The sequence below is a fragment of the Streptomyces sp. NPDC053673 genome (assembly GCF_055585225.1).
In genome coordinates, this window is sequence record NZ_JBVJKN010000004.1 from 40,543 (window position 1) to 52,885 (window position 12,343).

8 protein-coding genes are annotated in these 12,343 nt (G+C 72.9%); 4 read left to right on the top strand and 4 right to left on the bottom strand.

Annotated elements, in window-relative coordinates; all coding sequences use genetic code 11:
* Positions 1 to 280: 280 nt before the first annotated feature.
* The 4 genes from ACZ6ZQ_RS07750 to ACZ6ZQ_RS07765 form a co-directional block, all read right to left on the bottom strand.
* A complete protein-coding gene (locus ACZ6ZQ_RS07750) occupies positions 281 to 2,728 on the bottom strand; it encodes an FtsX-like permease family protein (RefSeq protein WP_469767677.1) in 2,448 nt (815 codons plus the stop codon).
* Entirely contained in the window at positions 2,722 to 3,459 is a 738-nt protein-coding gene (locus ACZ6ZQ_RS07755) for an ABC transporter ATP-binding protein (RefSeq protein ID WP_453666609.1), read from the bottom strand. Before ACZ6ZQ_RS07755 ends, ACZ6ZQ_RS07750 begins: the two co-directional genes overlap by 7 nt.
* An 88-nt stretch (positions 3,460 to 3,547) precedes the next feature.
* Complete coding sequence (locus ACZ6ZQ_RS07760; protein WP_469767678.1) at positions 3,548 to 5,419, bottom strand: AfsR/SARP family transcriptional regulator; 1,872 nt, start codon at positions 5,417 to 5,419, stop codon at positions 3,548 to 3,550.
* Between the two features lie 154 nt (positions 5,420 to 5,573).
* The gene (locus ACZ6ZQ_RS07765) at positions 5,574 to 6,098 is read right to left on the bottom strand and encodes a DedA family protein (RefSeq protein WP_469767679.1); all 525 of its coding nucleotides are present in this window, start codon (positions 6,096 to 6,098) and stop codon (positions 5,574 to 5,576) included.
* Between the two features lie 176 nt (positions 6,099 to 6,274).
* On the opposite strand from ACZ6ZQ_RS07765, the gene ACZ6ZQ_RS07770 reads away from it, so the two are divergent.
* From ACZ6ZQ_RS07770 to ACZ6ZQ_RS07785, 4 genes are all read left to right on the top strand, one after another.
* Positions 6,275 to 7,567, top strand: coding sequence for a sensor histidine kinase (locus ACZ6ZQ_RS07770; RefSeq protein WP_469767680.1), 1,293 nt, complete (start codon positions 6,275 to 6,277; stop codon positions 7,565 to 7,567).
* Complete coding sequence (locus tag ACZ6ZQ_RS07775) at positions 7,540 to 8,199, top strand: response regulator (RefSeq protein ID WP_469767681.1); 660 nt, start codon at positions 7,540 to 7,542, stop codon at positions 8,197 to 8,199. Before ACZ6ZQ_RS07770 ends, ACZ6ZQ_RS07775 begins: the two co-directional genes overlap by 28 nt.
* Positions 8,200 to 8,682: 483 nt before the next feature.
* Positions 8,683 to 9,165 carry a phospholipase gene (locus ACZ6ZQ_RS07780; RefSeq protein WP_469767682.1) on the top strand — a complete coding sequence of 161 codons (483 nt, stop codon included), beginning with the start codon at positions 8,683 to 8,685 and terminating at the stop codon, positions 9,163 to 9,165.
* 352 nt (positions 9,166 to 9,517) lie between these two features.
* Entirely contained in the window at positions 9,518 to 12,271 is a 2,754-nt protein-coding gene (locus tag ACZ6ZQ_RS07785; RefSeq protein WP_469767683.1) for a YfhO family protein, read from the top strand.
* Positions 12,272 to 12,343: the final 72 nt, after the last annotated feature.

Here is a 12,343-nt window from a genome sequence, read left to right on the forward strand (position 1 = left end):
TCAGTCGCCAATGTCCCCCGTAGCCCTTCGGGCACGGGAGGTGCCCCCACCGCAGTGGCTCCCTCCTCCGCCTTGCATCTGCACGCGCCAGACCCCGCTCGCCCCGCGGCGGTAGCCGCAGATGTCGCTGCCGGCCTGATCCGAACGACAGGCCCTGGACCCACGGGACCGCCACCGCGTCACGGCGGACACACGACGGCCGGGCCGCCCCCTGATGAAGGGGGCGGCCCGGCCGTCGCCGTGGTGAGGGCCTGTCTCCTGGATCAGGCCCTGGGGTCCGTCACTCCCGTACGCCCGCGAGCTCCACCGGCCGGACACGCAGCGAGAGTCCCGCCGGGATCACCGCGCAGACCACCGCGATCACCCCGCAGGCCGCCACCGTGGCGCCCAGCGTGCTCCACGGCACCACGATCGGCGACCACACCTGGAGCACTCCCAGAGCGCCCCACATGCCCACCAGGTTCAGTCCGGCGACCGCCGCGCCCAGCACTCCGCCGACGGCCACCACCATCGCGGCCTCCGCCGCGACGAGCCGCAGCACCTGCCCGCCCGTCGCACCCGCCAGCCGCAGCACGGCCAGGTCACGCACCCGGTCCGACGTCGCCATCACCAGGGTGTTCGCGAGCGCGATGCCCGTGTACAGCAGCGCGATTCCGAGCACCACCAGATAGCCGACCCGGGTCTGCCGGTTCGTCTCGGGGTACGCCGCCGCCACCCACTCGTCCCGCGACAGCACCTTGGCGCCGACGGGAGCCGTCGCCTCGCGCAGACCCGCGGCCACGGCCGCGCGGTCGGCGCCGTCCGTCAGCTTCACGTCGACCCGGTCGACGCTCGCCCCGGCGGCGTTGGCCGGGCTGACGTACACGCCGTTGTTGCCGGTGCCGGCGTGCATCACGGCGGCGATCTTCAGCGAGGCCTTCGAGCCGTCGCCCAGCCACACGTCGACCGTGCTGCCCACCGTGTGGTTCGCCCACTCGTCGTTGACGATGATGGAGCGGTCGTCGAGATCGGTCGCCTTCCCGGCCACCAGCGGCAGACCGAACGTGGCGGCGAGTCCCTTCGGGTCCGCTGCGCGGGCGTCGGACCTGATCAGCGCGACACCCTCCTCCAGGACGAACACCGCGGACTCCGCGGACGCCGAGACCTGAGCACCGGGCACCTTGCGCATCCGCTCCACGGTGGCCTCGTCGAAGCCGCCCGGACCCGCGCCGCTGATCACGAAGTCCGCCGCCGTCTGCTCCCGTACCTCTGTCGCCTTGGCCTCGTTGAGGGTCGCCGTGGCGCCCAGCAGCGAGCCCGCGAGGGCGACCGTGACCAGCACCGGCGCCGCGATGGCCGCGGTGCGCCGCACCCCCGCCGCCGCGTTCTCCCGCACCAGCATGCCGCCCGGGCCCGGCAGTTGGGCCGGCAGCCAGGCCAGCAGCCGGGTCAGGGGACGCACCAGCACCGGCGCGAGCAGCGCGAACGCCGTGATCAGCAGCATCGGACGGCTCGTGTACGTCTTGCGGTGCAGCAGGTCACCCGGCTCCGAGAGCAGCGCGAACACGAGCGTGCCGATACCCGTGAGCAGCAGCGCCCCGCCGAACAGCCAGCGGCCCCACGTCATCGTCCTGCTGTCGACCGAGGCATCCCGCAGCGCCTCCGTGGGGCCGACCCGGCCGGCCCGCCACGACGCGGCGACGACACCCGCGAGTGCCACCAGCAGACCGGTCCAGAAGGCCAGGTGGTACGGCCAGGTGTAGTCCCCGATCGTGAACCACGACGGGGCGACCTCGTTGTCCACCATGTACTGCGCCAGCCGGGGCGCACCGTAGGCGCCGAGCACACAGCCCGCCGCCGACGCGAGCACGCCGATGAGCATCGCCTCGGCGACCACCATGCGGCGTACCTGCCCCGGAGTGGCACCCGCGGTGCGCAGCAGGCCGAACTCACGGCGGCGCTGCGCCACCGCGAACGCGAAGGTCGACGCCACCACGAACACCGAGACGAAACCGGTCATCCCCGCCGCCGTACCCAGCATCGCGTTCACCGTGACGAGCGCCTGGCTGTCCCGGTCGGGGTCGGCGTCGGCGAGGCGGCGGTCGTTGCCGGTCAGCACCCGCAGCCCCGCCGCGCTCTCCCGTACGGCGTCGGCGTCGGCGTCGACCACCAGCTGATCGATGCGCGGCGAGATCTCGGCGGCCTGCCGGTCGGTGTAGAAGACGGCGTTCTCGAAGCCGAGCCCGGAGACCGTCCCGACGACCGTCACCGTGCCCCCGCCGGTACGCACCCGCTGACCCGGACCGGCCCAGTCGCCGGACACGACGACCTCGCCCGAGGCCTTCGGGGCCCGCCCCGCGGAGAGTTCGTAGGGGGCGAAAGCGGCCGTCGACCACGGGTGCCCGACCAGATCGCCGGGGCCGCCCTCGGCCCGTACCGGGAACGAACGGTCCTCGACGGTACGTCCGGCGGCGGCCGCCTGCCGGGCCTGCTCCGCCGTGACGGCCTTCGGGTTCGCCAGCGGCTTGACCCGGTCGCCGATCGACGTGGGCACCCGCAGGGTGTCCGCAGGCCGCAGCACGACCGGTGCCTGGGCGAACCGCTCCGGTCCGCGCTCCGGGGCGTCCAGGCTCGACGCCAGGGCAAGCCCCATCGTCGCGATCAGCCCGACGCCGAGCGCGAGCGCGACGAAACTTCCGACGAAGGTGATCCAGCGCGTACGCAGGGTACGCAGGGCGACGCTCAGCACGGCGCGCCCTCCAGCTTGGTCATGCGCGCGGCGACGGACTCGGCGGTCGGCGACACCAGTTCGCCGTTGACCCGGCCGTCGACGAGGAACACCACCCGGTCCGCGTAGGACGCCGCCACCGGGTCATGGGTGACCATGATGATGGTCTGTCCCTCGCGGTCGACCATGGACCGCAGCATCGTCAGCACCTCCCGACTCGTCTGCGAATCCAGCGCGCCCGTCGGCTCGTCACCGAACAGCACCTCGGGGCGGGTGATCAGCGCACGTGCCAGGGCGACGCGCTGCTGCTGTCCGCCGGACATCTCCGTCGGCCGGTGCCGGGCCCGGTCACCGAGACCCACCTGACCCAGCACCTCGCGCACCCGGGCCCGGGACGGCTTGCGCCCGGCCAGCCGCAGCGGCAGCGCCACGTTCTGCTCCGCCGTCAGCGACGGCAGCAGGTTGAACGCCTGGAAGACGAAGCCGATACGGTCGCGCCGGAGCAGCGTCAGTTTGGTCTGGCTCAGTTTCGTCAGTTCGGTGTCCCCGACCGTGACCGATCCCGAAGTGGGCCGGTCCAGGCCTGCGGCGCACTGGAGGAGGGTCGACTTGCCGGAGCCGGAAGGGCCCATCACCGCCGTGAAAGTGCCCCGGGGGAAGCCGAGGGAGACGTGGTCGAGGGCGGTGACGGCGCTGTCCCCCGATCCGTAGGTCCGGCTCACGGAGCGCAACTGAATCGCGTCGTTGTTCATGCCTCACACTCAATCGTTGTCGGTCCTCCCGCACAGCCCGGCGGGACGGAGTCTTGGGGGTAGAGCCCGCCCTACCCGGGCGGTCGGTTCAGCTCGCCCTCTCCAGCTCCTCGCCGCACCCGGCCGGCAGCGTCTCCAGCGTCAGCCGCACCAGCGCATGGCAGCGGTAGCGCGGCAGGCCGGCGGTGTCGATGCCGGCCAGGTTCAGCAGCGAGGCGTCCACGAGCTCCTCCAGGAACTCCTCGGCGACCGGGCCCGGGAGCCCGAGCACCGTGGCGCCCGCGGCGAGCGGGAACGCCCGGTCCCCGAGCACCGCCAGCCGCCGCATCAGCCGGTCCGTGCCCGGCCGTGCCCCGAGCAGGGCGCCGAGCACGGACCGGTGGACGTCCAGCTCCCCGAAGCGCAGCTCCTGGAGGCGGGTCGCGGGGTCGGCGAGCAGCCGGGCCGTCCGGGCGGCCGACCGGTGCTTCCGTCCCGCGAGCCGGGCGCCCGCCGCACGAACCGCCAGCGGCAGCCCCGCGCAGTACCGGGCGATCTGCCGGAACGCCGCCGGCTCCGCGGCCGCCCGCTCCGCCCCGGCGACGGCCGTCAGCAGCGCGGCCGCCTCGTCGTCGCCGAGCGGCGCGAGCGCCGTGGTGTGCGAGCCGGGCACGGCCGTCAGATGCGCACGGCTGGTGACCAGCACCGCCGAACGGGCACTGCTCGGGAGCAGTGAGTCCAGCTGGAGCTCGCTCACGGCGTCGTCCAGGACGATCAGCAGCCGCTTGTCCGCGGTCCGGTTGCGGTAGAGCTGTACGAGTTCGTCGAGCCGGCCCGGGTCCGCGGCCGCGTCACCGGTCTCGGGCACCCGCGGCGGGGTCTCACCGAGCGCGCGCAGCAACTGCACCAGCACCTGCGCCGGATCCTTCGGGGTGCCGTCGTCCCGGCACAGCCGGGCGTAGAGCTGCCCGTCGGGGAAGCAGTCCGCGACCGCATGCGCCACGTGCACGGCCAGGGCCGTCTTGCCCACCCCGACCATGCCGCTGATCAGCAGCCGGGTCGGCCGGAACGAGGGCCCCGCGCCCTCCGCGGAAGGCGTGAGCAACCCACGGAGCTCGGCGAGTTCGGCCTCGCGGCCCGTGAAGTCGTCGACGGTGGGCGGCAGCATCCGCGGGGGGTCCCCGGCCGCCGGCCGCTGCGGGGAAGGCCTGCCGAGCTGCGCCGGCGCATCGCCCTGCTCGGGGAGCCGGCCCAACTCGCCGGTGAGAGCGGCCTGGTAGACGGCGTTGAGCCCGGCGCCCGGGTCCACGCCCAGTTCCTCGGCCAGCACACCACGGCCCTCGTGGTAGACGTGCAGGGCGTCGGCCTGCCGTCCGGACCGGTACAGCGCCGTCATCAGCTGGCCGCGCAGCCGTTCCCGGACCGGGAACTCCCGGACGACGCCCGTCAGTTCCGGCACCAGCTGAGCGTGCCGGGCGAGCGCGAGGTCGGCCTCGATGCGGTGCTCCAGCGCGGTGATCCGCGCCTCGTCCATCCGGGGCAGCTCGGCCTCCGCCAGGAACGGTGTGACATTGGCCAGCGCGGGTCCCTGCCACAGATCGAGGGCCGAACGCAGCAGCTCGGCCGCCGACCCGTACCGCCGCTCCTGCAGCGCCGCCTGGCCCCGTCGGCCCAGCTGCTCGAACTCCTCGGCGTCTATCCGCAGACCCTCACCGACCAGCTGATAGCCGGGCGACCGGCGCACCAGCTCCACGGACGGCCCCAGCAGCTTCCGCAGCCGGGAGACGTAGGTGTAGATCTGGGCGTTTCTGGTGGCCGGCGGCTCCCACCCCCACAGCAGCGAGCTCAGCCGTTCGTCGCTGACCACGCGGCCGCGTGCCAGCAGCAGTGTGGCGAGCACCGTGTGGACCTTCGTACCCGACAGCGCCACCCGCCGGGTCCCCTCTCTTGCCTCGACGGGTCCGAGTAGCTGGAATTCCATCTGTCCCCCACAGACTTGCGGCGAGCGCCGCGCCATTGGAATGCCGGCGCATGTCCGGCCGCTTCATTCTTGGCCGACAGTGGGGGACAAGACGGGTGGCGAGGGTGTCAACAGGCTGCGATGGCAGCGAGTTGCAGGGGGCGGACACGACGGCTCAGAAGGGCCAGAGAGACCCCATCGGTCCTGCCACGTAGCCGATCAGCACGAAGACGGGTGCCCAGACGGCGCTGCTCAGCACCGTCCACAGCACATAACCGGACACCGCCATCCCGGACATGCCGCACAGCGTCGGGACCAGGGTCCGCAGCACCGCGGTGAACCTCCCGACGACCACCGCCCGGCCACCGCGCTTCTCGATGAGCGCCAGGGCCCGCTCGGTATGCCGCGGCCGCAGCAGTCGCGCCAGCAGCCGGCCGGCGGGACGGTTCCGGCAGCGCCGTCCGATCCCGTACCCGGCGAGATTCCCGAGGACGGCCCCGGCCAGCGCGCACAACAGCGTCGCGGACACCGGCACATGTCCGTGGTAGGCCAGCATCCCGCCCATGACCACAGCGGTCTGACCCGGCATCAGCGCACCGATCACCGGCAGGGCGGCCTCCAGGGCGGGCAGCAGCAGAACCACGGCCAGCACGCCCCCACTGCCGAAGAGCAGGGCGTGGTCGCTCAGCCAAGCCATCATGGTTCGGGTGCCCTTTCGCCGGTCTCCTCAGGCGTGCGTCCGGGTATCAACGAAACCCCGCGACAAGGGCTCCGCGCACGACGCCTGGGGCGACTTCCCGGGTAGGGCAGGCCATACCCCGCACCGTCGGTCTGGACGGATGGCCCCGGTGCCCGACCGCCTTCTACGGTGAGCCCATGCGCTCTCGTAATGTGTGGCAGGCACTCGCCGAGCCGGCGTACCTCCGCTCGGCCTGGCCCTGGCGGTCCGCGGCGTATCTCCTCACCGGCGCCCTGGCCGGAGCGGCCGCGCTCGTGTCGCTCGTGGTGCTGACCACCGTTGTCGGAGCGCTGGCCATCGTGCTGGTGGGGCTTCCGCTGCTGCTCCTGCTCGGACTGTTCGGGCTGCCCGTGGCCCGGGTGGAACGCCGACGGCTGGGACTCGTCGACGAGTTCCCGGCCCGCGACCCGCACCACGAACCCGCCGAGACCGGGCTGTGGCCCTGGATCAGGACCCGCTACCGGGAACAGGCCACCTGGCGCGAACTGGGGTACGCGGTGCTTCTCGCCGGTCTTCTGTGGCCGCTGGACACCCTCGTGGTCGGCCTCGGCCTCTCCGTACCGCTGGGCCTGGTCGCCGCACCCGTCCTGATGGCCACCGTGGGGGAAGGCCGGGAAGCCTCCGTACTCAAGGAATGGACGATCACCTCCTGGCCGACGGCCTTCGGGATCGCCGTGCTCGGACTGCTCCTGCTGGCGGCCGCGCTCTATCTGATCGGGCTGTTCGCCGGAGCGCGTGCCGAGCTGACCCGGCTGCTGATCGCGCCCAAGGACGAGGACCTGGGCGCCCGGGTCACCGAACTCAGCCGCTCCCGTGTCCGGTTGGTCGACGCCTTCGAGGCCGAGCGCCGCCGTATCGAACGCGATCTCCACGACGGAGCCCAGCAACGCCTGGTCGCCCTCACCATGACGCTGGGCCTGGCCCGGCTCGACGCCCCGCCGGGGTCACTGGCCGACCAGCTGACCAAGGCCCATGAGGAGGCCGGGAAGGCGCTCGCCGAACTGCGTGAGCTGATCCACGGCATCCACCCCAAGGTCCTCGCGGACTACGGCCTTCCGGCGGCCGTCGCCGACGCAGCCGACCGGTCGGCGGTCCCGGTGGACGTCGACCTGGACCTCGCGGGCAGGCTGCCGCAGGCCGTGGAGGCCGCCGCCTACTTCGTGGTCTGCGAGGCGCTCGCCAATGTCGCCAAGCACAGCGGGGCGAGCCGCGCCGAGGTGACGGGCGGTCACAGCAAGGGCAGGCTCTCGCTGGAGATCCGGGACAACGGCCGCGGCGGCGCGGACACGGCGAACGGAGGCACCGGGCTGACCGGTCTCGCGGACCGGGTGTCCGTACTGGATGGCAGACTTGCCCTGTCCAGCCCGCCCGGCGGACCGACCCTGTTGCGTGTGGAGATTCCTTGCGAGTGGACCGAACCCTCCGCGTAGTGCTGGCCGAGGACAGCGTGCTGCTCCGCGAGGGCCTGACCGGCCTGCTCATCCGCTGCGGCCACGAGGTGGTCGCGGCCGTGGGTGATGCGGAGGCCCTTCTGGCGGCGGTGGCCGAACACGACCCGGACATCGTCGTGACGGACGTCCGGATGCCCCCCGGCTTCCAGGACGAAGGCCTCCACGCGGCGGTGCGGCTCCGCGAACAGCGCCCCGGGCTCCCGGTCCTCGTCCTGAGCCAGTACGTGCAGCGTACGTACGCCTCCGACCTCCTCGACTCCGGGGACGGCTCGGGTGTCGGCTACCTCCTCAAGGACCGCGTGGGCCAGATCGAGGAGTTCATCGACGCCCTCCAGGAGGTCGCCGCGGGCGGGACGGTCGTCGACCCCGAAGTGGTCCGCCAGTTGCTGCGCCGCCGCCGGGACCCCCTCGAGCGCCTCACGGCGCGCGAGCGCGAGGTGCTGGCCCTGGTCGCCCAGGGCAGGTCGAACAGCGCGATCGCCAAGGAGTTGGTGGTCTCGGAGGCGGCGGTCGGCAAGCACATCGGCAACATCCTGTCGAAGCTGGACCTCCCTCCGGCGGACGAGACACACCGCAGGGTGCTGGCGGTCCTGGCGTTCCTGCGCGCGTGACGTACCGCAGGGTGCTGCCGGTGCCGGCGTTCCTGCGGGCGTAACGCGGGCCGGTCGGCCCGCAGGTGCAGTCCGGGGACGGGGCCGCCGCGCCCGCCGCCCGCCGACGAGCGGTAGGTCCTTGGCTCCTGGAGGCCTCCGTTCCGGGTCGTGGGTGGTCGGCGGGCCGTGCGCTGTACGACGTCGTGTCCGGTGGTGTCGCGCGTGTGCGCGCTTGCGCGTCCGCCGATGAGCCCCAGGTCCTCAGCTCCTGGACGCCTTCCTGCCGGGCCGTGTGCACCCGACGGGTCGCGCGCTGCACGACGATCCGTCCGGCGGTGCCGCGCCTGCGCGCCCGCCGACTGCCGGAGCTGACCGCCAACTGCCTTCCTGCTGGACGTATAGCCCCCGTATGCACCCGCGATAGCCCGGCGCCCGACGCTGCGGCAGCCCCTGCGAACACCCGCCGGGGCAGCCAGCGTCCCCTTACGGAGGAGATCCCGTATGCGCCGCCGTCTCGCCGCCCCCCTGGCCACCGCCGCCTTCGCCCTGACCGCCGCCCTGCTTCCGGCGGGCACCGCGTCCGCCGCGCCCGCCGACAAGCCCCAGGTCCTCAGCTCCTGGACCCAGACGAGCGCGAGCAGCTACAACGCCTGGTGGTCCGCCCGCCAGAACCAGGGTGCCTGGAGCGCGTACGGCTTCGACTGGTCCACGGACTACTGCACCACCTCCCCCGACAACCCCTTCGGCTTCCCCTTCCAGAACGCCTGCGCCCGCCACGACTTCGGCTACCGCAACTACAAGACCGCCGGTGCGTTCGACGCGAACAAGGCCCGCCTGGACTCCGCCTTCTACTCGGACCTGAAGCGCGTGTGCGCCCAGTACTCCGGCTTCACGAAGGCCTCCTGCGACGCCACGGCCTGGACGTACTACCAGGCCGTGGACAAGTTCGGCTACACGGCCGCGGTGGACGTGGGCGCCGCGTAGCGGAGTTCTGCGCGCGGGAGCAAGCCGCGACCGCGGACCGCGTCGAGAAGACCGCGACCGCGGACCGCGCCGACGAAACCGCGACCGCGGACCGCGCCGACAGAACCGCGACAGCAGGACGGCCCGGCCGGGCGGGATGGCGCCCGGCCGGGCCGCGGCCGGTTGCAGCACGGCGGTCCGGTCGGCACCTGGAGTTCACCTCCGGTGCGTCCAGAACTTGTCCGGTGCTCGGATTCGGGTTGCCCGGCTCGGCGGTAATGGCCGACAGCCCGAACGGTGACACAACCCCCGGGTTCCAGCGTTCCAGCGTTTCCGTGCACCCGCGCGCCGCGCAAGACACCCCGGAGGACGTGTGCCCCCTTCTGCCGAGGCCGAGCCCGCCCAGGGCGAGCGCGTGAGGACCACGGGCGAGGGACCCGGGACGGCGGACGAGGCCGCGGGGGAGCAGTCCGGTGGCTCAGGTGCCCCCGGCGGCTCCGGCGGCGTGCGGCGCCTGATGCCGATGCTCCGGCGCAGCGCGCGGCTGCGGGCGGCGGTCGGTGCCGCCGTGCTGACCGGCGTCGTCTTCTGCCTCGGCGGACTGATGGCCGGCAGCTACCCGTTCGGGCCCACGACCCGCAACATCGTCGACCTCGGCCAGCAGTACCTGCCGTACCACGCGTACTGGCGGAAGCTGCTGCTCGGCGAGGCCGACGGCGACATGTTCCTGAACTGGACCTCGGGTTTCGGTTCAAACTTCCTCGCTGACTTCGGCACCTATCTGAGCAGCCCGTTCGATGTGATGGTCGTGCTCTTCCCGGCGGACCGGACCGAACTGGCCCTCTATGTCATCACCGTCGTCAAGATCGCCGCGGCCGGTGCCGCGATGTCGGTCCTGCTGCTGAAGCTGCGCCGCGGCCCGTGGCCGGTGGCCGCCGTGCTGGGGGCCGCGTACGCGCTGTCCGGCTGGACCTTCAACTACGGCGCCTACGTCCCGATGTGGCTGGACGGCCTGCTGGCCTTCCCGCTGCTGTGCCTGGTCGGTGAGTGGGCACGTGCCGGGCGTCGCCCGGTGCTGGGCCCGCTGGTCGTCGCACTGGCCTGGGTCGCGAACTTCTACACCGCCTACATGGCGACCATCGGAGCGGCCGTCGTGCTGGTGGTCCGGCTGCTCACGGCCGACGACACCGGACACAGGCGCCTGACCGGCCTGCTGCGGGCCGCTCGGGGCGTGGCCGTGGGCATCGGCCTGGCCGCACCGCTCGTCGTGGTCATCTACTCGGCCACCCGCGTCGCGGATCCGACTCCCGAGGTGACCTTCTCGGCCGTCGCCTGGACGGAGGTGTTCGCACGGCTGCTGCCGGCCACCTCGAGCGTGGCGACGCCCGCCCTCTACATCGGCACCCCGGCCCTTGCGCTGGCGCTGACCCTGCCCTTCAACCGTGCTCTGCCGCCCCGCGTCCGGGTCGCCTGGACGGCCACGATCTGCCTGGTGGCACTGTCCATGCAGTGGGAGCCCACCCATCTGCTCTGGCACGCCGGAGCCTCTCCCAACGGCATCCCCTACCGTCAGACCTTCGTGCTCTGCGGACTGCTCCTGATCGCGGCCTGGCTGTCCACGGCCCAGGGGCTGCCGCGGCTGCCCGCGCTGCTGGGCGCCGGCGGGCTGCTGGCCGTGCTGACGTTCGTGGCCCGCGGGAGCGCGGACATCGACCGGTGGACGTATCCCGCCTTCGTCGCCGCCGCGGCGCTCGCCGTGCTCGCCGCCGCGGCCGTCCTGCTCGTCAGGCGGTACGGCGTCGGCGCCCGGGTGCTGCCGGTCCTGGCCGTCGCCCTCCTCGTCGCCGCCCAGGCGGGTGAGACCGCCATCACGGGGACTCGTATCGAGCAGCAGCAGTTGCAGAAGGTCTCCTGGGCGCCGCGACTGGGCCCCTGGCACGAGGACATGGAACGGGCGACCGCGCAGAAGGACGCCTGGCCGCAGCACCGCACGGATCCCGGGGAGGTTCCGGGCGGCAACGACGTCCTGGTGGTCGGCGGACAGGGCGCCGACTACTACAGCAGCCTCACCGCGGACGTCTACTCCAGCACACTGTCCTCGCTGGGCTTCGGCTACTACGCCAAGGGGCGGCACCCGGTCAGCCTGGACAACCCGGTGACCGACGCGATCTTCTCCATCGGCACCCGTATGCACTCGTCGCCCTCGGCGCCGGCAGAGCTGGACGAGCGACCCGAGGCCACGATTACCTCCACCGACACGGCCGTGCCTCCTGTGGTCACCGTCCGCCCGGACGTCCGGCTCCCCGACGAGCGGGTCCGCTTCGGCGACTCCGCCTTCGCCAACCAGGAGTTGCTGCTCGGCGCCAGGGTCTACGACGTGCCGGGCGACCTCATCCGGACGAGCGAGACCAAGGGCATGGGCACGGGCACGAGCGAGACCAAGGGCAAGGGCAAGGGCAAGGGCAAGGGCACGGCCAAGGGCGCGGGCACGGACACGCTCACGGGCACCTGTACCGCGGGCTCGCGGGTGTACTTCTGGGCACCCGAATACAAGGGCACTGCCGCCCTGGACGGACAGAAGCCCGTCAGCTTCGACGGCAAGCTGCCGGCCGTGCGGGGCGCCATGCAGTCGCTCGGCACCGTCCCGGCGTCCGGCTCGGTGCGGATCGACCTGCACGCAGACCCGCACTCCGGCCCGCGCTCCTCGACCGGGCCGGTCCTGCCGCGGCAGCCCGTCGGGTGTCTGGTGCAGGACCGGCTCGACTCGGCCGTGCGGCAGCTGACGGAGACCGGCGCCACCGGCGTCCACGTCTCCGGCCACACCATCTCCGCCGAGCTGCCGGCCGGCAGCACCGGAACCGCTGTCGTCGCCGTACCGCGGATCTCCGGATGGACCTGTGCCGCGGGCGACGCGGCTCCCGCACCCGCCGAGCGGTATCTGGGTCTGCTGGCCGTCCCGCTCGACGGCGAGGCGAGCGACGGCAAGGCAACCTCGATCAGCTGTACGTTCCGGCCGCCGGGGCTGCGGCTGGGCGGCGCGGTCGGCGCCGCCGCTCTGGTCTCCCTGGTGGCCATCGGATTCCGGCACCGTCGCCCGCGCTTGCTTTCGAGGGCGACCGGGGGCTGAGGGCCGGGGAACCAGGAACGCGGCCCGGGAACGAGGGCTCAGGCGCCGGACTGGCGAAGCCGTCACGGGTTT